15 protein-coding genes and 1 pseudogene are annotated in these 24318 nt (G+C 72.9%); 5 read left to right on the forward strand and 11 right to left on the reverse strand.

What is annotated here, in order from left to right; genetic code table 11:
• Positions 1-250: 250 nt before the first annotated feature.
• The 3 genes from ACFWA9_RS15490 to ACFWA9_RS15500 all read right to left on the reverse strand — a co-directional run bounded on the left by ACFWA9_RS15490 (position 251) and on the right by ACFWA9_RS15500 (position 5654).
• Positions 251-1738 carry a phosphotransferase gene (locus ACFWA9_RS15490; RefSeq protein ID WP_329489658.1) on the reverse strand — a complete coding sequence of 496 codons (1488 nt, stop codon included), beginning with the start codon at positions 1736-1738 and terminating at the stop codon, positions 251-253.
• Positions 1739-1977: 239 nt separating this feature from the next.
• Positions 1978-3702 carry a maltose alpha-D-glucosyltransferase gene (treS, locus tag ACFWA9_RS15495; RefSeq protein ID WP_329489659.1) on the reverse strand — a complete coding sequence of 575 codons (1725 nt, stop codon included), beginning with the start codon at positions 3700-3702 and terminating at the stop codon, positions 1978-1980.
• A complete protein-coding gene (locus tag ACFWA9_RS15500; RefSeq protein ID WP_380387466.1) occupies positions 3699-5654 on the reverse strand; it encodes an alpha-1,4-glucan--maltose-1-phosphate maltosyltransferase in 1956 nt (651 codons plus the stop codon). The genes treS and ACFWA9_RS15500 overlap by 4 nt, the downstream gene beginning before the upstream one ends.
• A gap of 1099 nt (positions 5655-6753) precedes the next feature.
• Between ACFWA9_RS15500 and glgP the strand changes: the two genes are divergently transcribed.
• Positions 6754-9465: an alpha-glucan family phosphorylase gene (gene glgP, locus ACFWA9_RS15505; RefSeq protein ID WP_352289444.1), complete on the forward strand. Its 2712-nt coding sequence runs from the start codon at positions 6754-6756 to the stop codon at positions 9463-9465.
• Positions 9466-9522: 57 nt separating this feature from the next.
• Here the strand turns inward: glgP and ACFWA9_RS15510 are convergent, their stop codons facing one another.
• The 4 genes from ACFWA9_RS15510 to glgX form a co-directional block, all read right to left on the reverse strand.
• On the reverse strand, positions 9523-10275 hold the full coding sequence (locus ACFWA9_RS15510; RefSeq protein ID WP_380387410.1) for a class I SAM-dependent methyltransferase: 753 nt from the start codon (positions 10273-10275) through the stop codon (positions 9523-9525).
• A gap of 128 nt (positions 10276-10403) precedes the next feature.
• Positions 10404-12281, reverse strand: a complete 1878-nt coding sequence (locus ACFWA9_RS15515) for an ABC transporter ATP-binding protein (protein ID WP_380387413.1) — start codon at positions 12279-12281, stop codon at positions 10404-10406.
• Positions 12278-14113: an ABC transporter ATP-binding protein gene (locus ACFWA9_RS15520; RefSeq protein WP_380387416.1), complete on the reverse strand. Its 1836-nt coding sequence runs from the start codon at positions 14111-14113 to the stop codon at positions 12278-12280. Before ACFWA9_RS15520 ends, ACFWA9_RS15515 begins: the two co-directional genes overlap by 4 nt.
• A 101-nt stretch (positions 14114-14214) precedes the next feature.
• Positions 14215-16419, reverse strand: a complete 2205-nt coding sequence (glgX, locus tag ACFWA9_RS15525) for a glycogen debranching protein GlgX (protein ID WP_352289456.1) — start codon at positions 16417-16419, stop codon at positions 14215-14217.
• A gap of 289 nt (positions 16420-16708) precedes the next feature.
• Here glgX and ACFWA9_RS15530 point away from each other — a divergent pair, with 289 nt between their 5' ends.
• From ACFWA9_RS15530 to ACFWA9_RS15545, 4 genes are all read left to right on the forward strand, one after another.
• The gene (locus tag ACFWA9_RS15530; RefSeq protein ID WP_380387419.1) at positions 16709-17944 is read left to right on the forward strand and encodes an Ig-like domain-containing protein; all 1236 of its coding nucleotides are present in this window, start codon (positions 16709-16711) and stop codon (positions 17942-17944) included.
• Positions 17945-18218: 274 nt separating this feature from the next.
• Entirely contained in the window at positions 18219-19442 is a 1224-nt protein-coding gene (locus ACFWA9_RS15535; protein WP_380387422.1) for an Ig-like domain-containing protein, read from the forward strand.
• A 202-nt stretch (positions 19443-19644) separates the two neighbouring features.
• Positions 19645-20922, forward strand: a complete 1278-nt coding sequence (locus ACFWA9_RS15540; protein ID WP_380387425.1) for an Ig-like domain-containing protein — start codon at positions 19645-19647, stop codon at positions 20920-20922.
• A 198-nt stretch (positions 20923-21120) separates the two neighbouring features.
• On the forward strand, positions 21121-21597 hold the full coding sequence (locus ACFWA9_RS15545; RefSeq protein WP_329489668.1) for an ATP-binding protein: 477 nt from the start codon (positions 21121-21123) through the stop codon (positions 21595-21597).
• 430 nt (positions 21598-22027) lie between these two features.
• Here ACFWA9_RS15545 and ACFWA9_RS15550 read toward each other — a convergent pair whose 3' ends face one another.
• The 4 genes and pseudogenes from ACFWA9_RS15550 to ACFWA9_RS15565 form a co-directional block, all read right to left on the reverse strand.
• Complete coding sequence (locus tag ACFWA9_RS15550) at positions 22028-22471, reverse strand: hypothetical protein (RefSeq protein WP_352289468.1); 444 nt, start codon at positions 22469-22471, stop codon at positions 22028-22030.
• On the reverse strand, positions 22471-22881 hold the full coding sequence (locus tag ACFWA9_RS15555) for a helix-turn-helix transcriptional regulator (protein WP_352289470.1): 411 nt from the start codon (positions 22879-22881) through the stop codon (positions 22471-22473). Before ACFWA9_RS15555 ends, ACFWA9_RS15550 begins: the two co-directional genes overlap by 1 nt.
• Before the next feature lie 62 nt (positions 22882-22943).
• On the reverse strand, positions 22944-23303 hold the full coding sequence (locus ACFWA9_RS15560) for a type II toxin-antitoxin system RelE/ParE family toxin (RefSeq protein WP_359803073.1): 360 nt from the start codon (positions 23301-23303) through the stop codon (positions 22944-22946).
• A 61-nt stretch (positions 23304-23364) separates the two neighbouring features.
• Positions 23365-24259 (reverse strand): annotated as a pseudogene (locus tag ACFWA9_RS15565) (hypothetical protein).
• Positions 24260-24318 lie beyond the last annotated feature (59 nt).

Genomic DNA, 24318 nt, shown 5'->3' on the forward strand with positions numbered 1-24318 from the left:
CGGCGGCGCCGTCCGGGCCGCCGTCGGGCGCCGGGCGGCGCGGTTCGGCCCGCCGGGCCGCCGAGGGCTCGCGCTGGGCGGAGTCCGGGCCCGCCAGGAAGGTGGCAGGCACGGTACGGGGGGTGCGGCCGGGCGGGTCGAGCGGCGTCACGGCGTGGTCCTCCTGCGGAATCGGGGTGGCCGGGGGCGTCGGTGGCGGGCGGGCGTTCTCGGGGGCGGGGGCGGGTGCGGAGCCGGTCTGGCGGAGCCCTCAGACGGTCAGGGCCAGCCGGTTGATCGCGGCCAGCGGGATCGGCAGCCAGCCGGGCCGGTGGCGGGCCTCGTAGACCACCTCGTACACCGCCTTGTCGATCTCCAGGGCGCGCATCAGCTCGGGCGAGGCGGCCGGGTCGGTGCCGCCGCCGGCGGTGTAGCCGGCGCAGAAGGCGGTGCGGTTGCGCTGGGCCCAGGCGGCGGCGAGGTGGGCCAGCTCCGGGTCGGGCGGCGCGCCGGCCAGCAGGTGGGCGGCCGCGTAGTCGAAGGAGCGGAGCATCGCGGCGACGTCGCGCAGCGCGGTCTGCGGTTCGCGCCGCTCGGCGACGGACTTGGCCGGCTCGCCCTCGAAGTCCAGCAGCACCCAGCCGTGCGGGGTCCGCATGGCCTGTCCGAGGTGGAGGTCGCCGTGGATCCGCTGGACCGGCATGCCGTCCGGGTGGGCGTCGGCGAGCTGCTGGAAGGCGGCGCGCAGGGCGGACCGGTAGCGGAGCAGCCCGGGCACGGCGGCCACCGCGCTGTCCAGCCGGTCGGCCATCGCGGTCGCCAGCTGCCGGGTCTGGGTGCGGTCCAGCCGGGCGACCGGCATCGAGCGCGCCAGGACCCGGTGGACCTCGGCGGTGGCCCGGCCGAGCCGGTGCGCCTCGATCGCGAAGTTGCCGGGGGACGGGTCGCCCTTGAGCCGGCCGACCTGGTCCAGGGCCAGCTCCCAGCCGTCCTCGGCCTCCGGCAGGTAGCGCTGGAGCAGGCCGAGAGTGGCCGGTTCCGCGCGCTCCAGCCGGCTCTCGAACCAGGCCGCGACCCGGGGGATCCGGGTGGAGCCGGCCCGCGAGAGCGCCAGCGACAGCTCCAGGTCGGGGTTGGTGCCGGGGTGGATGCGGCGGAAGAGCTTGAGGATGTACGCGGTGCCGTAGATGACCGAGCTGTTGGACTGCTCCGCGGTGGAGGCGCGACCGGGCAGGTTGGTGGGCAGCCCGGAGCCGGGGGTGCGGCGGAACGACAGCGAGCCGAACCGGTCGCCGGTGGCCAGGTGCTCCAGCAGCCGCCCGGTCAGCTCGGGATCGTGCACCGCGTCGTAGAGCGCCGCGCCGTCGTACGGGCCCTGGTTGAGCCGGCCGAGGACGGCGCTCGGCTCGATGTCGGCCGTCCCCGCGGAGCGGATGCCGAGCAGCAGCTGGTAGATGTCCCCGTGCGGTGCGCCCGCGGTGGTGGCGTGCTCGACCCGCAGCAGCAGGTGCAGCAGGGCCGGATCGCCGACCTGGAGCGGGGTGCCGACCACGGGGGTGAGGCCGGTGATGGGCCGTCCCTTGCCGGCGTACCAGCGCTGGGTGGGGAGCCACTCGGCGATCAGGGGCAGGGCCGCCTGGACGAGTTCGCTGACCCCCAGAGCGGTTCTCCGGGCCGCGGCGCCGCGGGAGCCCACCGGCGCGGGGCCGGTGGGGGTGTCGCGGTGCAGATCGGCTTGAGAGCGGGAGGTTTCGGACATGACTCCCTTTCCCCGGAAGCGGGCGGACTGCCCGACGGGTCTGGCCGGGTCCGTCAGTCTTCCGGATTTCGGCGGCGCGGCGGCGACGGCACGCGAGCGGTGCTCAGGTGTCACGCCTTCGTGTAAGTGGCCGTTGGGCTGTTCTCCGTACGCGGTGGTGCAGAGACCTCCGGGGGCGCGGGGTGTACAACTCTCGCGCCCCCGGAGGGTTTGGTGGAACGGGTGCTCCTGACGGATCGTTACTTCGATCGCCTGGCGCTGCTGAGGCGCGGGGGCTGCCGGAGCTGGAACCAGTAGAAGCCGTGCCCGGCGAGGGTGAGCAGGTACGGCCACTCGCCGATCGAGGGGAAGCGCACCCCGCCGATCAGCTCGACCGGGTACCGCCCTCCGAACTGCCGCAGGTCGAGTTCGGTCGGCTGCGCGAACCGCGAGAAGTTGTTCACGCACATGACCAGGTCGCCCTCGTGCTCCCGCACGAAGGCCAGGACCGCGGGATTGCTGGAGGGCAGCTCGGTGTAGGTGCCGAGGCCGAACGCCGAGTTGAGCTTGCGGATCTCGATCATGCGACGCGTCCAGTGCAGCAGTGAACTCGAACTGCTCTGCTGCGCCTCGACGTTGGTCACCTGGTAGCCGTACACCGGATCCATGATGGGCGGCAGACTGAGCCTGCCCGGGTCGGCGGACGAGAAACCCGCGTTGCGGTCCGGGGTCCACTGCATCGGCGTGCGCACGCCGTCCCGGTCGCCCAGCCAGATGTTGTCGCCCATGCCGATCTCGTCCCCGTAGTAGAGCACCGGGGAGCCCGGCAGGGAGAGCAGCAGGGCGGTGAACAGTTCGATCTGGTTGCGGTCGTTCTCCAGCAGCGGGGCGAGCCGGCGGCGGATGCCCACGTTGGCGCGCATCCGGGGGTCCTTGGCGTACTCCGCGTACATGTAGTCGCGCTCCTCGTCGGTGACCATCTCCAGGGTCAGCTCGTCGTGGTTGCGCAGGAAGATGCCCCACTGGCAGCCGTGCGGGATGCGCGGGGTCTTGGCGAGGATCTCCGACACCGGGTAGCGGGACTCCCGGCGGACCGCCATGAAGATGCGCGGCATCACCGGGAAGTGGAACGCCATGTGGCACTCGTCGCCGCCGGAGGCGAAGTCGCCGAAGTAGTCGACGACGTCCTCCGGCCACTGGTTGGCCTCGGCGAGCAGCACGGTGTCGGGGTAGTCGGCGTCGATCTCCTTGCGGACCCGCTGGAGGAACTCGTGCGTCTCCGGCAGGTTCTCGCAGTTGGTGCCCTCGCGGGCGAACAGGTACGGCACGGCGTCCAGCCGGAAGCCGTCGATGCCGAGGTCGAGCCAGAACCGCAGCCCGGCGATCATCTCGTCCTGGACGCGGGGGTTGTCGTAGTTGAGGTCCGGCTGGTGGGAGAAGAACCGGTGCCAGAAGTACTGCTTGCGCACCGGGTCGTAGGTCCAGTTGGAGGTCTCGGTGTCGACGAAGATGATCCGGGCGTCCGGGTACTGCTTGTCGTCGTCGGCCCACATGTAGAAGTCGCCGTACGGGCCGTCCGGGTCCTCCCGGGAGGCCTGGAACCAGGGGTGCTGGTCGCTGGTGTGGTTCATCACGAAGTCGATGACCACGCGCATGCCGCGCAGGTGCGCGGCGTCGACGAACTCCATGAAGTCGGCGAGGTCGCCGAACTCCGGCAGGACCGACTTGTAGTCCGCGACGTCGTACCCGCCGTCGCGCAGCGGCGAGGCGAAGAACGGCGGCAGCCAGAGGCAGTCGACCCCGAGCCACTGGAGGTAGTCGAGCTTGGACGTGAGCCCCCTGAGGTCCCCGATCCCGTCGCCGTTGCTGTCCTGGAAGGACCGCACCAGCACCTCGTAGAAGACCGCACGTTTGAACCACTCGGGGTCCAGGTTCTTCTTCGAGGTCTCGGGGAAGGTGTCGGGGACGGGCTCGTTCACTGTCACGCTGGGTTCCTCCGAACCGTGAGGAGGTGAGCCGGCTCGGCTGAGGGATCGAGCCGGACGTAGTTGTGCCGGCCCCAGGTGTAGGCGGCGCCGGTGAGCTCGTCGTGCACCGCGAACGGGCCGTCCCCGTCGAGGGTGACGGTGGCCTCCTGGGCGTGGTGCGGGTCGAGGTTGACGACCGTGATGACGTGGTCGGTCAGGCCCTCGGTCGTGGTGGCGGTCTTGGAGAAGGCGAGTACCTGGTCGTTGTCGGTCGGGTGGAAGCGCAGGCCGCGCAGCTGCTGGAGCGAGGGGTGCCGGCGGCGCAGCCGGTTCAGCACGGTGAGCAGCGGGGCCAGGGAGTCGGTGCGGGTCCAGTCACGGGGTCGCAGTTCGTACTTCTCGGAGTGCAGGTACTCCTCCGAGCCCGGGTGGGCCGGCTCGTTCTCGTACAGCTCGAAGCCGGCGTAGACGCCGTAGCTGGGGGAGAGGGTGGCGGCCAGTACGGCACGGATCGCGAACGCCGCCCGGCCGCCGGTCTGCAGGTACTCGTGCAGGATGTCCGGGGTGTTGGCGAAGAAGTTGGGCCGCATGTAGGAGGCGGCGTCGCCGGCGAGCTCGGTGAGGTATTCGGTGAGCTCCTGTTTGGTGGTGCGCCAGGTGAAGTACGTGTACGACTGGTGGAAGCCGATCTTCCCGAGGGTGTGCATCATCGCCGGCCGGGTGAAGGCCTCGGCCAGGAAGACCACGTCCGGATCGGTGCGGGCGATGTCGGCGAGCACCTTCTCCCAGAACAGCACCGGCTTGGTGTGCGGGTTGTCGACCCGGAAGATCCGCACGCCGTGGCTCATCCAGAACCGCAGGACCCGGAGGGTTTCCTTGACGATTCCGTCCATGTCCTGATCGAAGTTGATCGGATAAATGTCCTGGTACTTCTTCGGGGGGTTTTCGGCATAGGCGATGGTGCCGTCGGCGCGGTGGCTGAACCACTCCGGGTGCTTGTTGACCCAGGGGTGGTCCGGCGAGCACTGCAGCGCGAAGTCCAGGGCCACCTCCAGGTGCAGCGCCGCCGCCTCGGCGACGAAGTGGTCGAAGTCCTCGATGGTGCCGAGGTCCGGGTGGACGGCGTCGTGGCCGCCCTCCGGCGAGCCGATCGCCCAGGGTGAGCCGACGTCGTGCGGACCGGCCGTCAGGCTGTTGTCCGGCCCCTTGCGGAAGGCTCGCCCGATCGGGTGGACCGGCGGCAGGTAGACCACGTCGAAGCCCATCGCGGCGACGGCGGGCAGCCGCTCGGCGGCGGTGCGCAGGGTGCCCGAGCGCGGCGGCTCGACGCCGGAGGGGTCGACCACCGCGCCCTCCGAGCGGGGGAAGAACTCGTACCAGGAGCCGTACAGCGCGCGCTCGCGGTCCACCTGGAGCGGCAGCGGGCGGGAGGCGCTCACCAGTTCGCGCAGCGGGTAGCGGGCCAGCAGGTCGAGCACCTCGGGGGCGAGCGCCGCGGCCAGCCGGGACAGCGGCGGCAGACCGGCGTCGCGCAGGGCGTCCACCGCGGCCAGGATGTGCGCCCGGCCCTCCTTCTTCGGCACGCCGCCCGCGGCCCGCTCCAGCAGCAGCGCGCCCTCCTCCAGCACCAGCGCGGTGTCGATCCCGGCGGGCAGCTTCACCGCGGCCACCTTGCGCCAGGTGGCCAGCGGGTCGCTCCACGCCTCCACCAGGTAGGACCAGCGGCCGGGCGCGGTCGGGGTGACCTGCGCGCCCCAGCGGTCGGTGCCCTCGGCGAGTTCGCGCATCGGCGTCCACGGGCCGCTGCGGCCGCGCGGGTCGCGCAGGACGACGTTGGCGTTCACCGCGTCGTGGCCCTCGCGGAACACGGTGGCGGTGACCGCGAAGGTCTCGCCGACCACCGCCTTGGCCGGGCGACGGCCGGCGTCGACGAGGGGGCTGACGTCCAGGACGGGGATGCGGCCGATCACGGTGTCGCTCTCTGTCGTCTTGCGGGCGGCTGGCTTGCGGGCTGGGGTCTTGGCGGCGGTCTTGGCGGCCGGCTTGGCGGCGGGTCCGGTCGCGGACCCGCCGGCGGCCGTGGTGCGGGCGGGTGCCCGCCGGGGCGCCGGGCCGGCCTTCGCGGCGGCGCCCGTTCCGGAGCCGGCGATCGTCCCGGTGCCGGCGGTGGTGACCTCGGCGCCGGTGGCGGCGGTGCGGCGCGTGGTGGTGCGCCTGCGGGGTGCCGCCGGCCGGCTCTCCTCGGTCCCGGGTTGTCGGGCCGGTTCGGACGGCTGCTCCGGACGGTCGGCCGCGGCGCCCCGGGGTCCCGGCATCGCCGCGTCTGTCCGAGTGTCAGAATCCATCCGTCCGGCGGATTCCGCGACCGCTGCGTCGTGGCTTTCGGCCACCGGTGTGGACTGGTCCCGCGTGTCGCCGTGCATGCCAAACTCCTGCCCGAGATCGGCGGCAGCTCCCGCGGGCCGGGCCGGCCGGGGGGGAGTACCGGGAGGACTGCTGGGTGGGGAGGACGTGCGACCGGAAGCCTGCCCGCGCCGCCGTCCCCGGCAACCTGCCCCGCTCCCGCCGAGCCCCTGGCGGGGCGCCCGAGAGCCCGCGCGCGTCCCGGCGCACGCCTCTCGGGGCACGCCCCTGGGCGACCCAACCCACCCGTGAACGAGCAGGCCGAGTCCCAGGACACGCGGCGGCGCGCGGTGAGCGCCGAATGGGCTAAGGAGGTTGGGAATCGATCAACGCGAAAAGGATTCGGACGTGCTGCTTCAAGGAGGGCGCCACCCGTCGCCGCACTCCCCGCAGCATCCACGACCTTGGTTCATAGTCGCACCGGCGACCGGACTTTTGCAGCGGTACGACAGTAGTTTCGGGCTTTGTCCGGGGCGGCTCCGCCGGTGGAAATGGATCTGTTCCGCAATGTTCACGCATTGGTAGCGCGATCCGACGGAACGTGCGCCGCGCGCGCCCCCTGTGCAGCCCAATGCGCCGAATGCGATCTCATCAATAGCCCGAACGGAGGCTCAATAGCCCACTTGACGCACCCTCATGACAGCCGCCGGGGCTACGCTTCACGCCGTGAAGGCAATCCGCAGATTCACCGTCCGCACTGTCCTGCCCGAACAACTCCAGCCGTTGCACGAGCTGGCCCTCAACCTGCGCTGGTCCTGGCACCCCGAGACCAGGGACCTCTTCCGGTCCGTGGACCCGGAGGTCTGGGCGGCCACGGGGGAGGACCCGGTGCGCCTGCTGGGCGAGGTCCCGGCCGCGCGGCTCGCCGCGCTGGCCACCGACCGCCGGTTCCTGCGCAGACTCGGCGACCTCGCCGACGACCTGCGGGAGTACCTGGCCGGACCGCGCTGGTACCAGGCCGCCCAGCACGGCCTCGACCAACCGGTCGCCGATGCCGCGCAGCCCACCGCCATCGCCTACTTCTCGCCCGAGTACGGCATCGCCGCGGCGCTGCCCCAGTACTCCGGCGGCCTCGGCATCCTGGCCGGCGACCACCTCAAGGCGGCCAGCGACCTCGGCGTGCCGATCATCGGCGTCGGGCTGTTCTACCGGCACGGCTACTTCCGGCAGTCCCTCAACCGGGACGGCTGGCAGCAGGAGCGCTACCCGCTCCTCGACCCGGACGAACTCGCCGTCACGCTGCTCCGGGAGAGTGACGGCACCCCCTGCCGGATCGACCTCGCGCTGCCCGGCGGCCGCACCCTCGCCGCGCACGTCTGGCGGGCCCAGGTCGGGCGGGTGCCGCTGCTGCTGCTCGACTCCGACATCGAGGCCAACTCGGCCGCCGAGCGCGACGTCACCGACCGCCTGTACGGCGGCGGCAGCGAGCACCGGCTGCTCCAGGAGATGCTGCTCGGCATCGGCGGCGTCCGTGCGGTGCGCGCCTACTGCCGGCTCACCGGCCACCCCGCGCCCGAGGTCTTCCACACCAACGAGGGCCACGCCGGCTTCCTCGGGATCGAGCGGATCCGCGAGCTGATCACCGACGGTCCGGCCGAGCCCGGTCTGGACTTCGCCGCCGCCCTGGAGGCCGTCCGGGCCGGCACCCTGTTCACCACCCACACGCCCGTCCCGGCCGGCATCGACCGCTTCGACCGGGACCTGGTCGCCCGCCACTTCGGCGGCGACGCGGCACTGCCCGGCGTCCCGGCCGACCAGGTGCTCGCGCTCGGCGCCGAGACCTGGCGCGGCGGGGACCCGAAGCTGTTCAACATGGCGGCGATGGGCCTGCGGCTCGCCCAGCGCGCCAACGGCGTCTCGACCCTGCACGGCGAGGTCAGCCGGTCCATGTTCAACGGACTCTGGCCGGGATTCGACGCCGCGGACGTCCCGATCACCTCCGTCACCAACGGCGTCCACGCGGCGACCTGGATCGACCCGGCGGTCGTCCGGCTCGGCGCCGCCGAGATCGGCGCCGACCGCGCCGAGGACGCCATGACCACCGGGGACGCCAAGCGCTGGACGGGCCTGGAGCGGATCGGCAACAGCGAGATCTGGGAGCTGCGCCGCGGCCTGCGCGCCCAGCTCGTCGACGAGGCCCGCCACCGGCTGCGCGCCTCCTGGCGCCAGCGCGGCGCCGGCGAGGCCGAGCTCGGCTGGGTCTCCTCGGTGCTCGACCCGGACGTGCTCACCATCGGGTTCGCCCGCCGGGTGCCCTCCTACAAGCGGCTCACCCTGATGCTGCGCGACCAGGAGCGGCTGCGCGCCCTGCTGCTGAGCCCGACCAGGCCGGTGCAGATCGTGGTCGCCGGCAAGGCCCACCCGGCCGACGACGGCGGCAAGCGGCTGATCCAGCAGATGGTCGCCTTCGCCGACGACCCGGCCGTCCGGCACCGGATCGTCTTCCTGCCGGACTACGACATGGCGATGGCCCGCCACCTCTACCCGGGGTGCGACGTCTGGCTGAACAACCCGCTGCGCCCGCTGGAGGCCTGCGGCACCTCGGGGATGAAGGCCGCGCTGAACGGCTGCCTCAACCTGTCCGTCCTGGACGGCTGGTGGGACGAGTGGTACGACGGCCAGAACGGCTGGGCGATCCCCACCGCCGACGAGAGCGCCGGCGTCCTCGACCCGGAGAGCGGCGAGGCCGAGCGGCGGGACGACATCGAGGCCGCCGCCCTGTACGACCTGATCGAGCACCAGGTGGCCGCCCGGTTCTACGACCGGGGCGCGGACGGGCTGCCGCACCGCTGGATCGCCATGGTCCGGCACACCCTGGTCACCCTCGGGCCCAAGGTGCTGGCGGGGCGGATGGTCCGCGAGTACGTCGAGCGGCTGTACACCCCGGCGGCGCTGGCCCAGCGGGAGCTGGCGGCGGCGGTGCCCGGCGGGCCGGTGACCGGCCCGTACGCGGGCGCCCGCGAGCTGGCCGGCTGGAAGGCCAAGGTCCGGGAGGCCTGGCCGGCCGTCCGGGTCGAGCACGTCGAGGCGGAGTGCCCGGACGAGGCGCAGGAGCTGGGCAGCTCGCTGGCCCTGCGGGTGCAGGTCGCGCTCGGCGCGCTGGAGCCCGGTGACGTGGAGGTGCAGGTGGTCTCCGGCCGGGTGGACGAGTCGGACGGCATCTCGGACGCCTGCCTGCTCGCCCTCAAGCCGGTCGGCGGGCCGGACCTCGACGGGCGCACCCGCTACGAGGGCTCGCTGGAGCTCTGCCGGACGGGCCCGTTCGGGTACACCGTCCGGGTGCTGCCGGCCCATCCGCGGCTGGCCTCGCCGGCCGAGCTGGGCCTGGTGGCGCTGCCGCCGGAATCCACCGGAATGGACGCGGGGCTGCTGCGCTGAACGGGTGGGGAGGGCCGGTCGGTCCGGCTCTCCCCACCCCGCCCGGCCGGGCGGGGCCTAGCGGACGGCGGCGACCAGGGAGTCGGTGACGGAGCGCCAGGCCACCCCGGCCTCGCGGAACCCGGTCTCGACGAGCCGGGCGGTGTGCCAGTCGGCGGGGTGCACGGCGCCCTGGGCGTGCGAGCCGTAGAGCGCGTTGCGGGCGGCGACCTCCTCGGCGAGCAGCGGGTCGGCCGCGGCCGCCGCCCACCAGCCGGCCCAGTCGAGCACGCCGTCGGCCCGCTCGCGTTCCTGGCGCCGCTGCTGGAAGGCCTCGTCGGCCGCGGTGAGCAGCGGGATCGTCGACTCGGGGGTGTGGTCGGCGTTGAGGAAGACGCCCCCGGGGCGGACCAGCCCGGCGAGGTCCCCGTACAGCCGGACGAGGTCGTCGGTGGGCAGCCAGTGCAGGGCGGTGGCGGTCACCACGGCGTCGAACGGGCCGGGCGGGAGCCGGGTGGCCCAGTCCGGGTCCTTGAGGTCGGCGGTCACCAGGGTGAACCGGGGCTCGCCGGCGAAGACGCCGCGGGCGATGGCCATCAGCGCCGGGTCCTGGTCGACGCCGACACTGACCGCGCCGGGCAGCCGGGCGAGCAGTCGTTCGCTGATGCTGCCGGTGCCGCAGGCCAGGTCGAGGACGCGCGGCTCGGGGCCGGCGACCGCCTCGACGACGTCCAGCATGGCGCGGAACCGCTCCTCGCGGTCGGGCAGGTACCACTCCTGCTGGCGGTCCCAGCTGCGCTGCCAGTCCTGCCAGTGCGTCCGGTCGGTCACGTCCGCTCCCTAGGTCGTCGGCCTGCGGACCGGTGCGGGCCGGTGTGGCCCGGTCGGTCCCGGGAACGACTCTAGGCCCTTTCGGTAATGGATGAAAGGGCCTAGAGGCTATTACCCACGGGGCGCGGTCAGACCAGGCTGTCCCGCCAGGCCTGATGCAGCTCGGCGAAGCGGCCGGAGCCGTCGATCAGCTCCTGCGGGGTGCCGTCCTCGACGATCCGGCCCTGGTCCATCACCAGGACGCGGTCGGCGATCTCGACGGTGGAGAGCCGGTGGGCGATGATCACGGCCGTCCGCCCGGCCAGCACGGTGCGCATCGCGCGCTGGACGGCCTGCTCGCCGGGCACGTCCAGCGAGCTGGTCGCCTCGTCCAGGATCAGCACCGCCGGGTCGGCCAGCAGGGCCCGGGCGAAGGCGACCAGCTGGCGCTGGCCGGCCGAGATCCGGCCGCCGCGCTTGCGCACGTCGGTGTCGAAGCCCTCCGGCAGCGCGGCGACGAACTCGTACGCGCCGATGTCCCGGGCGGCTTGCTCGACCTCCGCGCGGGAGGCACCGGGACGGCCGATCGCGATGTTCTCGGCGACGGTGCCGGAGAACAGGAACGACTCCTGCGTCACCATGACCACCCCGCGCCGCAGTTCCGGCGTGGCGAGGTCGCGCAGGTCCACCCCGTCGAGGCTGATCCGGCCGGCGGTCGGGTCGTAGAAGCGGGCCAGCAGCTTGGCGACCGTCGACTTGCCCGCGCCGGTCGCCCCGACCACGGCCACGGTCTGGCCGGCCGGCAGCACCAGGTCGAAGGCGGGCAGCACCTCCTTGCCGGAGCGGTAGCCGAAGGCGGTCTTCTCGAAGTGCACCTCGCGCCCCTTGGCCGCGGCGGTGGACCGCTGGGCCGGGAGCTCCTTCGGCTCGGCGGGCTCCGCGACGGTCGGCTCGTGGGCGAGCAGGCCGGCGATCTTCTCCAGGGCGGCGGCGGCCGACTGGTAGCTGTTCAGGAACATCGCGAGCTGGTCGATCGGGTCGAACAGGCGGCGCAGGTAGAGCACGAAACCGGTGAGCACACCGAGCTCCACCGCGCCGTCGGTGACCAGGAAGGCGCCGAGCAGCACCACACCGGCGCTCCAGACGTTCGCGGTGGCGCGGGAGAGGCCGACGTAGCGGGCGATCTCCAGCAGGCCGTCCGCCGTGGCGGCGGCCGACTGCCGGTTGACCACGGAGAACGCGGCGTCGTTGGCCCGCTCGCGGCGGAAGGCCTGGACGGGGCGGATGCCGTTCATGGTCTCGGTGAAGCGCACGATCAGCGAGGCGGCCGAGGTGCGCGAGCGGCGGTAGACCCGGCGCGAGCGGCTCCGGAACGAGCGGGCGATCAGGAACAGCGGGACGAACGAGGCCAGCGAGACCAGGCCGAGCCGCCAGTCCATCACCAGCAGCAGCACCGAGATGTAGAGGACCGAGAGGAAGACGGTCAGCAGCTCCTGGAGGCCCTCGGAGAGCAGCTCGCGCAGCGCGTCCACGTCGGAGGTGGCGCGGGAGATGATCCGGCCCGAGGTGTACCGCTCGTGGAAGTCCAGGCTGAGCCGCTGGGAGTGCCGGAAGATCCGGCCGCGCAGCTCCAGCAGGATGTCCTGGTTGATCCGGGCGCTGATCTTGATGAACGCCCACTGCAGCACGGTGCTGATCAGCGCGCAGGAGAGGTAGGCGGTGATCACCGCGACCAGCGGGCCGGCGTCGTGGTCGCGCAGGGCCGGGATGCCCCGGTCCATGGCGATCGCCACCAGCAGCGGACCGGACTGCAGCGCCGCCTGCTGGAGCAGGATCACCACCATCGCGACGGTGATCCGGGCCCGGTGCGGGCCGAGCAGCGCGCGCAGCAGCGCCCGGGGCGCGCCGGGCGGGACGGGGATGTCCTCCTCGTCGGCCGGGGGCGCGGGCAGCTCCTCCTCCGGCGCGGCCTTCGCCGCCTCCGTGGACTTCGCCGACTTCTCGGCGGGTTCGAGCGTGGTGGTCATCGGGCGGCGCCCCTCTCCGGTACCAGGGCGGCGTCGCCCGACATCAGTTCGCGGTAGCGCGCCGAGCTGCGCAGCAGCTCCTGGTGGGTGCCGACGGCCTCGATCCGGCCGTCCGAGAGCACCGCGACCCGGTCGGCGAGCAGCACGGTGCTCGGCCGGTGGGCCACCACCAGCGCGGTGGTGGAGCCGAGCACCTGCCGCAGGGCCCGCTCGACGAGCGCCTCGGTGTGCACGTCCAGCGCGGAGAGCGGGTCGTCCAGGACGAGGAAGGCCGGGGCGCCGACCACCGCGCGGGCCAGCGCCAGCCGCTGGCGCTGGCCGCCGGAGAGGCTGAGGCCCTGCTCGCCGACCTCCGTCCCGGCGCCGTCGGGCAGCTTCTCCACGAAGCCGGCCTGGGCGGTGGCCAGCGCGGCGGCGAGCTGCTCGGGGCCGGCGCCGGGCGCGCCCATCAGCACGTTCTCCCGGACGGTGGCGGAGAACAGGGTCGGCTCCTCGAAGGCGACCGAGACCAGCTCGCGCAGCCGCTCGCGGGACAGCTCGCGGATCGGGCGGCCGTCCAGCGTGATGGTGCCGGCGGTGGCGTCGTACAGCCGGGGGAGCAGCGCGGTGAGCGTGGTCTTGCCGCTGCCGGTGGCACCGACCAGGGCCATCGTCTCGCCGCTGCGGATGTGCAGGTCGATGCCCCGGAGCAGGTCGGGGGTGTCGGGCGGGGCGTCCGGGTAGCGGAAGCGGACGCCGGTGAGCCGGATGCCGTCGGGGGCGGCGCCCGGCGTCGTGGCGGTGGCCGTGGTGTCGGCGGCGTCGGCCGGGGCCGGCTCGGTGTCGTCGTCCGGCAGCGGCTCGTCCAGCACCTCGAAGAAGCGGTCGGCGGCGGTGGCGGCCTCGTTGGCGTAGGCGAGCAGCCAGCCCAGCGACTCGACCGGCCAGCGCAGCGCGAGCGCGGTGGAGAGGAAGGCGACCAGGGTGCCGGTGCTCAGCTCGTCGTGCGCGACCAGGTAGCAGCCGACCGCGAGGGCGCAGCCGAGCGCCACCTCGGGCAGGCCGACGATGACCGCCCAGAGGTTGGCGAGCAGGCCGGCCTTGCGCAGCTCGGTCCGGCGCAGGTCGTGCGTCCGGGCCCGGAAGCGGTCGGCCATCGACCGGTGGCGGCCGAAGGCCTTGAGGATGCGGATGCCGAGGATGGACTCCTCGATCACGGTGGCGAGGTCGCCGTTCTGGTCCTGGGCGAGCCGGGCGGCGCCGGAGTAGCCGGCCTCGAACCGCCGGGTCAGCACCATCAGCGGGACGGCGGGCGCCAGGACGATCAGGGCCAGCCGCCAGTCCTGGGTGAACATCAGGGCGGTGCCCGCGAGGAAGGTCGCGGTGTTGACGATCAGGAAGACCAGCGGGAAGGCCAGGAACAGCCGCATGGTGTACATGTCGGAGGTCGCCCGGGAGAGCAGCTGGCCGGAGCCCCAGCGGTCGTGGAAGGAGATCGGCAGCCGCTGCAGCCGGGCGAAGAGGTCGCCGCGCATCGCCGTCTCCACCCCGGCCAGGGGTTTGGCGAGGATGACCCGGCGGGCGTAGAACAGGGCCGCCTCGAAGAGCCCGAGCGCCAGGAGCAGGCCGATCAGCGGCCAGAGCGCGCCGACGTCGTGGTCGGTGATCGGTCCGTCGACGATTCGGCCGAGAACGATCGGGACGAGCAGCACGCTGAGCGCGGCGAACAGCGCGGCGGCGACCGAGGCGGTCAGCCGCCAGCGGATCGCGCGGGCGTAGGGCCACAGGCGCAGCAGCGAGCGGACCGTCGACCGGCGGGCGGACGTGGGGGCGGGGGCTTGGTTCTCGGCCATCGCCGTGAGCGTAGGTCGGGCCCGCGTCATTTCTCATCAGGTTTTTCGCACCTGTCGTCGAGAACCGGCCACCGGTGGCCGGGACGCGTGGGGTGCGGGGGTCAGCGAGGGGCGGGTGCGCGCAGCAGGCGCAGCGAGTGCCCGCCGAGCAGGGCGGTGTCCGGGGAGGGGAGCGGGCCGTTCTCCTCGCTCGCGGTGTCCAGCACCGTCTCGTACCGGGCGTCCGGCGCGGCCCAGGGTTCGCCGGGCAGCGTGAAGGCCACCGGGTCGGGGCCGGTGTTGAGCAGCAGCAGGAAGCTGTCGTCGCGCAACGGGCGTCCGTGCTGGTCGCGTTCGGACATCGCGGTGCCGGAGAGCAGCATCCCGAGGCAGGCCGTGGGGGCGAACCAGTCGGCCTCGGTCATCTCCTTGCCGCGCGGGGTGAACCAGGCCAGGTCCGGCTGGCCGCCGGGGGTGGCGGCCCGGCCGGAGAAGAACGCCCGCTGCCGCAGCACCGGGTGGGCGCGGCGCAGGCGGACGAGGCGGGCGGTGAGGTCGCGCAGCCCGGCCCAGTCGCGGTCCGCCAGCAGGGACCAGTCCAGCCAGCTGATCTCGTTGTCCTGGCAGTACGCGTTGTTGTTGCCGCGCTGGGTGCGGCCGAACTCGTCCCCGGCGGTGATCATCGGGACGCCGGTGGAGAGCAGCAGGGTGGCCATCAGGTTGCGCAACTGGCGCAGGCGCAGGGCGTGGACGGCCGGATCGGCGGTCTCCCCCTCGGCGCCGTGGTTCCAGGACCGGTTGTCGTCGGTGCCGTCCCGGTTGGCCTCGCCGTTGGCCTCGTTGTGCTTGCGGTCGTAGGAGACCAGGTCGCGCAGGGTGAAGCCGTCGTGCGCGGTGACGAAGTTGACCGAGGCGTAGGGGCGTCGGCCGCCGCGCTGGTAGAGGTCGGAGGAGCCGGAGAGCCGGTAGCCGAGCTCACGGACGTCCGGGCGGGCGCCGCGCCAGAAGTCCCGCACGGTGTCCCGGTACTTGTCGTTCCACTCGGCCCACAGCGGGGGGAAGCCGCCGACCTGGTAGCCGCCCGCGCCGACGTCCCAGGGCTCGGCGATCAGCTTGACCCGGCTCAGCACCGGGTCCTGGGAGACGGCGGCGAGGAAGGGGTGGTCCATCTCGACGCCGTCGCTGCCGCGGGCGAGCGCGGCGGCGAGGTCGAAGCGGAAGCCGTCCACGCCCATCTCGGTCACCCAGTACCGCAGCGAGTCGGTGATCAGCCGGATCACCTGCGGCCGCCGGGTGTCCAGGGTGTTGCCGCAGCCGGTGTAGTCGGCGTAGCCGCGCGGGCGGTTCAGCGGCAGCCGGTAGTACCCGGCGTTGTCGATGCCCCGCAGCGAGAGGGCGGGGCCCAGCTCGGCGCCCTCGGCGGTGTGGTTGTAGACCACGTCGAGGACGACCTCGATGCCGGCGGCGTGCAGCGCGCGCACCATCCGCTTGAACTCGCCCACTTGGCCGCCGCGGCTGCCGGAGGAGGAGTAGCCGGCGTGCGGGGCGAAGAAGCCGACGGTGTTGTACCCCCAGTAGTTGCCCAGGCCGCGGGCCTGGAGGTGGTCCTCGCTGGCGTACTGGTGCACCGGCAGCAGCTCGACGGCGGTGACGCCGAGCCCGGTGAGGTGGGCGATCGCGGCGGGGTGGGCGAGGCCCGCGTAGGTGCCGCGCAGCTCCGGCGGCACCTCGGGGTGGCGCATGGTGAAGCCGCGCACGTGCAGCTCGTACAGCACGGTCTCGGCCCAGGGGGTCTTCGGGCGGTGGTCGTCGTACCAGTCGTCGTCGTCGTGGACCACGACGGACCTGGGCACGTAGCGGGCCGAGTCGCGGTTGTCCCGGACGGTGTCGGCGACGTCGGCCTCGGGCCAGTTGCGGACGGCGGAGCAGACCGCGTCGTGGGAGGTGTAACAGCCGTCGACGGCCCGGGCGTACGGGTCGAGCAGCAGCTTGGCCGGGTTCCACCGGGCGCCGGTCCACGGGTCCCAGCGGCCGTGGACCCGGAAGCCGTACCGGGTGCCCGGGCGGACGCCGGGCAGGAAGCCGTGCCAGGTCTGGAAGTTCTGCTCGGTGAGGCGGTGTCTGCTCTCCTGGCCGTCCTCGTCGAAGAGGCAGAGGTCGACCGCCTCGGCGCCGGCCGCCCAGAGCGCGAAGTTGGTGCCCTGGCGACCCTGGGCATCGGTGCGGAAGCGGGCGCCCAGCGGCTGCCAGCTGCCGGGCCACGGTGGCTCGGTGCCGGTACCGCCGCGCGGCCGCACTCCGGCTTCCAGCTCCTGCCCTGACGCCATGGCCCTACCCTCCCTGGGCGGGGTGTCCCGGACCCCGTTCACCTTCTCTTTCCCTGATCCTGCTGATCGGAAGCCGCTGAACGGTGGCTTACCGGCGGATGGCGGCCGGGGGCCGCGCGCCGCGGGGGCGGTTCGGGCACGCCGCCCGGGCCCGCGCCGCGGCCACCACCGGGTCGCCGGCCGCCCGGTGGTGGGCCGCCGGAGTGAGGTTCACCCGGCCGTCCGCGTGTCCTGCCGGGATTGCCCTCGTTGTCCGGGGTATCGGACGGAAACGGCGGGAGGCCCCGGAATGCGGCCCCGAGTACTGGTGTGGGCGCGCCGTGCGGCGGCGCTGGGGTGGAGCCTGGCGGTGCTGACGGGGTGCGCCGGCGGGGGCGGTCCGGCGGCCGGCCCGGCCCAGGACGCGGCGGCCCCGGGGCACACGGCCCCGCCGGCCCCCTCCCGGGCGGCGATCACCGCGCTGCCCGCCGACGGCGCCGAGGACGTCCCGCCGGACGGCGCGGTCCGGGTCTCGGTGGCCCAGGGCCGGCTGGTCTCCGTCCGGCTGGCCGACGCGAAGGGCACCGAGGTGGCCGGGACGCTCTCCCCGGACGGTGCGAGCTGGGCGCCGAACGGCCCGCTGCCGCTCGGCACCGCGTACACCCTGGACTCGGTGGCCGAGGACGACCAGGGCCAGAAGGCGAACCAGCACACGGACTTCTCGACGGTGGCCCGGGCGCACACCTTCGTCGCCTTCTTCACCCCGGAGGACGGCTCCACGGTCGGCGTCGGCATGCCCGTCTCGCTGCGCTTCAGCCGCCCGATCACCGACCGGGCGGCCGTCGAGCGGGCGGTGACGGTGACGGCCGACCCGCCGGTGGAGCTGGCCGCGCACTGGTTCGGCACCCAGCGGCTGGACGTCCGGCCGAAGGCCTACTGGGCGGCCGGCACCAGGGTCGCGGTGGCGCTGCGGCTCAAGGACGTGCAGGGGGCGCCGGGCGCGTTCGGCACCCAGACCAAGGACGTCCGGTTCACCGTCGGCCGGGCCCAGGTCTCCACGGTGGACCTGGACGCCCACACCCTGACCGTGCGGGCCGGGGCGGGCGGCAAGGTGGTGCGCACGCTCAAGGTGTCCGGCGGGGACCCGAAGCACACCACCTACCGGGGCGTGCTGGTGGTCTCCGAGAAGTACCGCACGACCAGGATGAACTCGCAGACCGTCGGGATGGGCGACGAGTACGACATCAAGGACGTCCCGCACGCGATGCGGCTGACCACCTCCGGCACCTTCATCCACGGCAACTACTGGGCCGACCCGGCGGTGTTCGGCACGGCCAACACCAGCCACGGCTGCATCGGCCTGGCCGACGCCAAGGGCGGGACGAGCAAGGACACCCCGGCGGGCTGGCTGTTCGAGCACACCATCCCCGGGGACGTGATCGAGGTGAGGGCGGCCACCGGGGACGCCGTCCCGCCGAGCAACGGGCTCAACGGCTGGAACCTGCCCTGGGCCCAGTGGGTCGCGGGCAGCGCGATCGAGCGCTGAGCCACCGGCGCCCGGCCCCGGCGGTGTCCGCGGGGCGGTGACCCTCCCGCCGGTCTTCACCGCTGTTCCACCTGTGATTCACCGCACTCCCCCCGGGGTTCACTCATTCGGCCCAGCTATCCTGCTTGCCGCGCCGAAGACCGGCGCGGAAGATCGCCGGTCCGGTGCAACCCGTCCGGGCGAACACGCGTCCATCTGGATGGACACCGGGAGGGGAGAAACCGTGAAGCCGGTTTTGGCGGACGACGCCGCGATAGGGACCACCAGCCGTCGGATGCGTCGTGGCGCAGTGGCGCTCGCGATGGGCGGGGTACTGCTGCTCACCGCGGCATGTGGGGACGACAAGGGCAGTGACGGGGGCAGCGGCGGGGGTGACGCGGCCGCCACGGCGGGTGCCAACGGTGGGGGCGCTCCGGCGCCCGGCCAGAGCTCGGCGGCGCCGAAGACCTCGGCCGCGGTGCTGACCGTCGAGCCGAAGGACGGTGCCCAGGACGTCTCGCCGACCAACGCGCTGGCCGTCTCGGTCGCGAGCGGCAAGCTCACCACCGTCGAGGTCACCGACAAGGAGGGCAAGCCGGTCGCCGGGGCGATCACGCCGGACGGCTCCGGCTGGAAGCCCAGCGCGCCCCTGGCCGTCGGCATGGTCTACAAGGTGAGCGCGCAGGCGCAGGACGCCGAGGGCCTGGTGACGGCGTCGACGACCTCGTTCACCACGCTGACCCCGGCGAAGACGATCTCCACGAACGACAACATCGCCGACAACGCCACCTACGGCGTCGGCATGATCGTCTCGGTGGTCTTCAACAAGGACGTGAAGAACAAGGAGGCCGTGGCGAAGGGGATCACCTTCGAGACCAGCGACGGCGCCGCCACCGAGGTGAAGGGCCACTGGTTCGGCACCAAGCGGCTGGACTTCCGCCCGGCCGAGTACTGGAAGCCGGGGACGAAGGTCACCATCCACTACCGGCTGAAGAACGTCGAGGTCGCCCCCGGCATCTACGGCGACGTGGACAAGGACGAGCCGTTCACCATCGGCCGCTCCCAGGTCTCGACGGCCGACGCGGCCGCCCACACGATGACGACCGTCCGGGACGGCAAGAGCACCACGGTGCCGGTCACCCTCGGCGCCGACGCGACCCCCTCGTGGGGCGGCACCATGGTGATCATGTCCAAGGAGAAGGTCACCCGGATGAACTCGCAGACCGTCGGTCTCGGCGGCGAGTACGACATCCAGGACGTCCCGCACGCGATGCGGCTCACCACCTCCGGCACCTTCGTGCACGGCAACTACTGGGCGAACCCCTTCGGCAAGTCCAACGCGAGCCACGGCTGCGTCTCGATGGCCGACGAGAAGGGCGGCAGCGACACCTCGGTGGCGGGCAAGTTCTTCAACGACTCGCTGGTCGGCGACGTGGTGAAGATCGTGAACACCAAGGAGAAGACCGTCGCGCCCGACAACGGCCTCGGCGGCTGGAACATCGGCTGGGCCAACTGGTAGGTCCGGCGACACACGCTCTACCCCGGCGGCAGCCCCGGTAGTCCCGGTTCGACGACGACCGGCCCGATCCTCACTCGTTGGGGTCGGGCCGGTCGTCGTTCGTGGCGTGATCGTCGCCCGGATGGCGCAACCTTTCCGGTGGATGGCGCGTGTATCTGTCGAGTCCCCTCGTGGTCGAGCGGGATCAACGGGAGGAGTCGGCATGAGGTCGATACGGACAGTGGTGGCCGCCGGTCTGATGGGCGGCGCGCTGGTGCTGACCAGCGCGTGCGGCGGGGGCGACGGCGCGGCCGGCGGGAGCGCGGCCAAGGCGGACCTGGGGGGCGCGGCGGGCGTCGCGGCGACCGCCTCCGGGCCGGCGTCCGGAGCGGCACCGGCCTCCGGGGCGGCGCCGGCCGAGGCCCCCGCGTCGACCCCGGCGGCGCCGAAGGTGTCGGCGGCGGTGCTGGACATCCAGCCGAAGAACGGCGCGGTGGACGTGGCCCCGAGCGGCGCGCTCAAGGTCGCGGTGGCGGGCGGCAAGCTCACCACGGTCAAGGTGAGCGACCGGACCGGCAAGGAGGTCGCCGGGACGATCGCCGCCGACGGCGGCAGCTGGACGCCGACGGCCGGCCTGGCGGTCGGCACCGCCTACCAGGTGAGCGCGATGGCGGCGGACGCCAACGGCGTGGTCGCCTCGGCGGACAGCGGCTTCACCACGCTGACGCCCGAGCGCGAGGCGAAGGCGAGCGACAACGTCGAGGACAACGCCACCTACGGGGTCGGCATGATCGTCTCGGTCGACTTCGACAAGGACGTGAAGAACAAGGAGGCGGTCGCCAAGGGCATCACCTTCGAGTCCGACAACGGCACCGTGGTGAAGGGCCACTGGTTCGGCAACCGCCGGCTGGACTTCCGCCCCGAGGCGTACTGGAAGCCGGGGACCAAGGTCACCGTCCACTACCGGCTGAAGAACGTGGAGCTCGCCCCCGGCGTCTACGGCGGCGTGGACCGGGACGAGCCCTTCACGATCGGGCGATCGCAGGTCTCGACGGTTGACGCGAAGACGCACAAGATGACGGTGGTCAACGACGGCAAGAGCTCCGTCGTCGACATCACCTCCGGCTCCTCGGAGCACCCCACCTGGAACGGCACCATGGTGGTGATGTCCAAGGAGGGCGTGGTGCGGATGCAGTCCAGCAGCATGCCCGGGATGACCGGGGACCCGTACGACCTCCAGGTGCCGCACTCGATGCGGCTGACCACGTCCGGCACGTACGTACACGGCAACTACTGGAGCAGCGCCTTCGGCAAGGACAACGTCAGCCACGGCTGCGTCGGCCTCAAGGACGTCAAGGGCGGCGGCGACGGCACCTCGGCGGGCACCTTCTACGACGGCTCGCTGATCGGCGACATCGTGACGGTGCAGAATTCCTCGCGCGGCACGGTGGCTCCGGACAACGGCCTCAGCGGCTGGAACCTGGCCTGGAGTGCCTGGTAGGAGGCGGTTTGCGGCAACCCGGGCTTGACGCGCACCCGGCCCGGGTTGCACCCGGCATATGCCGAGCGGGTAGTGATCGTTTGCTCATTGTCCGTACGCGGCCGCTTGCGTTCCGCAATGATGGACCGCATGGCGGGTTGGGGCGAAACAGATCAGTCATCACTTCCTGGGTCGAGCTTGGTCGCTGAGGCATCGTGGATGTGCTTCCAGGACGCGCTGGCGGCCCTGGAGCGGCTCAGCTCCGAGGAGCTGGAGCGGATGTACTTCGGCAGGCTGTGCGACCAGTCGGCACCGGGCGAGATGCGGTTGCCGTCGAGGCCGGAGTCCGGGCCGCTGGCCCGCCGGCTGGTGCTCTCGGTGCTGGAGTCCTGGGAGCTGCACCAGCAGTTGGAGGTCGGCGAGCTGCTCACCAGCGAGCTGGTGGCCAACGCGGTGCGGCACGCGGCCGGGCGGACCATCGGCGTCCAGGTGTCGCGCAAGCCCGGCTGGCTGCGGGTCGAGGTGCGGGACTCCTCGCGGGCGCTGCCCTGTCTGATCATGGCCGAGCCGCTGCCGATCAACGAGTACGGGCGCGGGCTCAAGGTCGTCGACGACCTCGCCGACCGCTGGGGCGCCGATCTGCTGCCGCGCGGCAAGGGCGTCTGGTTCGAGCTCAAGGTGCGCGAGCGGCACTGAGGCCGTCGCGACGGCTCACCGCCGTGGCCGCGCCGCAGCCATGGTCGCGCCGCAGCCGTGCCCGGAAAACGCGCAGGGCCCCCGATTCACCGTGTTCCGGTGCGTGGGGGCCCCTGCAAGTCATCGCGCGGCCAAGGGGGTGCGTGCCGACACGATGGGCGACGGCCGTGCCAGGTCGGGCGGGCCGTAGTCTCGGTGTCCTCGGCGGGTCGTCGTCCGCCGCCGGACATCTCGACTATCGCACGGATCTCAGCATGTGGGCAAACCGGCTGGCTTTGATTTCAAGGTTTGTAACCTAGTTCACCTTTGGATTTTGCATAGGTTAACGCTGTCGCCTGAGATTATTCATGAGCGAGCCGTGTAGACCCTGTGACGAGGCCCTGGGACGAGGCTCTGTGACGAGGCCTTGTCGGGGCCGGCGGTCCGAGCGCTAGCGGACGCCCTGCCCCGGGCCGCGCAGCGAGAGCAGCGGGGTGTCGACGCCGAGCTTGGTGGCGCTGCCCTGGAGGGCCTCCCGCAGGTACGGGTAGAGCACCGTCACACCGATCCGGTCGACGAACAGCTGCTGCAGTTCGGCGGGGAGCTCGAACGGCGCCCCCAGCGAGAAGGCCGCCGCCGCGTCCACCACGAAGTCGGCCTGGGCGCTCCCCAGTTCCAGCCGGCAGCGGACCTCCAGGGTGGTCCCGTCGTCGCCCTCGCGGAGCCAGACCGCGAGCGTGGTCCGGTTCTCCGCCTCGCTGCGCGGCTCCTGCTGGTCGAAGAGGCGCCGGCCGGAGACCTCCAGAAAGGTGACGTCCTCCAGCTCGGTGGCGGCGGAGAGCTCGTCGAGGGTGGCGAAGCGCCGGACCCCCCGGCGGGCGGGCGAACCGGCCATCAGACGGTCACCGACCGCTGCGCGTCGTCGCCCCAGGCGGTCGGCCGGGACCGCGCCCCGCGCTCGCGGACGGCCACCCGGACCTGCACCTCGACGGGCGCGGGCTTCCAGGCGGGGGCCAGATCCGCGGCGGTGTGGTCGACCAGGCTGTACAGCCGGGCGTCGACCGCGCGGGCGTACCGCTGGAGCGTGGAGTAGCGGGCGTCGCCGCCCACCCGCTCGAACTCGGAGATCGTCGACTGCGACGTCCCCATCAGGTCCGCCACGTCGCGCTGGGTCAGACCGCGCTTCTTGCGGGCCACCACCAGGGTCTCCACGAGTTCGGCGTAGGCCTGCGCGTCGGCCAGGCTCGCGGCGACGCGGGGATCGTCCGGGTCGAGGTCGAGTAGATCGTGCAGCGTGGGTGCCATGGCCGCCTCCCCTCAGAGTGCTTCAACATTATCGCCCGAAGCCGATATCGAGAACCGGGAACTCAGCCCGCCGACGGCCGGTTCCGCCACTCCCTGAGCCGCCGCTCCGCGGCGCCGCGCTCGTTCGGCGGGGTCTTCTGGGACTTCTTCTGGAAGAACGACAGGGCGAGCAGGACCAGGCCCTCGCCCTCCTCCGCGAAGAGCAGCCGGAAGGTGCGGTGATCGCCGGTGAGCCGCACCTCCAGGAGGTCGTTGCCGAGGTCCTTGACGTCCCCCGGCAGGGTCTGCCGCTCCTTGACCCGGTTCATCAGGACGAACAGCCGGGCCCGCTCGTGGGTGGCCAGCCGGGCCTTCTGCAGGTCCTTGACCAGGGGCGTCGAACCGTCCGCGCCCTCGTAGAAGGACCACTCCCGTGTGTTCAACGCCCACCCCCTCGGCCCGTGCGCCGGTCGGCAGTCTAGGGGGGAGGGGGTGAAGGGGAGATCAATGCGGCTGCCGTGCGGACGGGTTGGGGCGGACCGAGGCGCGCACCCGGGCGGCGTGCCGGTGCACGGCCTGGGGCGAGAGCCGGGCCCGCGGTGGCGGGGCGTCGGAGGCGCCCGCCCGGCAGGCCCGGCAGAGGCCGCCGAGGAGGGCCTGCGGCCGGCTCGGGGTGCGGCAGTCGGTGCACTCCACGACGCGGGTGACCGGCGCCGTCGGCTCGCCGGTGCGTTCGGGCGGCATCTTGTCGGCCAGGCGGCGGTGGACGAAGGCGGCCGGGCTGTGGACGGCCGGCGGGAGCCCGGCGGTCAGCGCGGTGGTGAGGTACGCCGTACCGGCCCCGCGCGCGAGCCACTGGGCGGCGAGCGGTTCGAGGGAGTCGCAGTCGCGCGCCGAGAGCGCGAGCCGGGGGTCGGCGAGCCCGAGGGCGGCGAGGGCCCGGTAGGCGGGTGACCGGTTCACGCGGGGGTGGGGCCGCTCGTCCGGGTGAACCTGCGCGGGGCCGGTGGCGGCACCGTCGTCCGTGTCGCCGACGGTCAGGAAGCGGGACCACCAGGCGTCGTCCCGGGGCGTCCGGGAGAAGTAGGTGCGGAACACCCACTGCGTACGGTCGCCGTCGACCCGCTCGCGGACACGACGCAGGTGACCGGCGACGGAGCCGGTTGAGCGCGCTGCGGACGGCCTGCTGGCCGTAGTGCGGCTGCTCGCGGGCGAGGGTCTTGGTGTCCATCGCGGCGCCCTCGGGCAGCCGGTCGACCAGCCGCGCCAGGTAGGCCTCACGGGCGGGCAGCTGCGCGAAGTCGTCGCCGCGAGGGGGATTTTGACCGGGCGCGGAACGTTTTCCGTAGCCGGGGGACGCCATCGGGGGCAGGGCAGCGCTAAAGTCGTGGGTAGCCACAGGATCGACTGCTTTCGATCGTGTCGGTCAGACCCCCGTTCGGTGTTGGTGCACCGGCG

Origin of the sequence: Kitasatospora sp. NPDC059973, from assembly GCF_042737525.1 — a bacterium.
GTDB lineage: Bacteria > Actinomycetota > Actinomycetes > Streptomycetales > Streptomycetaceae > Kitasatospora.

What these genes read in the sequence shown, in the direction of transcription:
- ACFWA9_RS15490 (WP_329489658.1), bottom strand. Translation starts at nt 1,738, where the DNA reads ATGTCCGAAACCTCCCGCTCTCAAGCCGATCTGCACCGCGACACCCCC.
- ACFWA9_RS15515 (WP_380387413.1), bottom strand. Translation starts at nt 12,281, where the DNA reads ATGACCACCACGCTCGAACCCGCCGAGAAGTCGGCGAAGTCCACGGAG.
- ACFWA9_RS15520 (WP_380387416.1), bottom strand. Translation starts at nt 14,113, where the DNA reads ATGGCCGAGAACCAAGCCCCCGCCCCCACGTCCGCCCGCCGGTCGACG.
- glgX (WP_352289456.1), bottom strand. Translation starts at nt 16,419, where the DNA reads ATGGCGTCAGGGCAGGAGCTGGAAGCCGGAGTGCGGCCGCGCGGCGGT.
- ACFWA9_RS15530 (WP_380387419.1), top strand. Translation starts at nt 16,709, where the DNA reads ATGCGGCCCCGAGTACTGGTGTGGGCGCGCCGTGCGGCGGCGCTGGGG.
- ACFWA9_RS15535 (WP_380387422.1), top strand. Translation starts at nt 18,219, where the DNA reads ATGCGTCGTGGCGCAGTGGCGCTCGCGATGGGCGGGGTACTGCTGCTC.
- ACFWA9_RS15540 (WP_380387425.1), top strand. Translation starts at nt 19,645, where the DNA reads ATGAGGTCGATACGGACAGTGGTGGCCGCCGGTCTGATGGGCGGCGCG.
- ACFWA9_RS15545 (WP_329489668.1), top strand. Translation starts at nt 21,121, where the DNA reads ATGTGCTTCCAGGACGCGCTGGCGGCCCTGGAGCGGCTCAGCTCCGAG.
- ACFWA9_RS15550 (WP_352289468.1), bottom strand. Translation starts at nt 22,471, where the DNA reads ATGGCCGGTTCGCCCGCCCGCCGGGGGGTCCGGCGCTTCGCCACCCTC.
- ACFWA9_RS15555 (WP_352289470.1), bottom strand. Translation starts at nt 22,881, where the DNA reads ATGGCACCCACGCTGCACGATCTACTCGACCTCGACCCGGACGATCCC.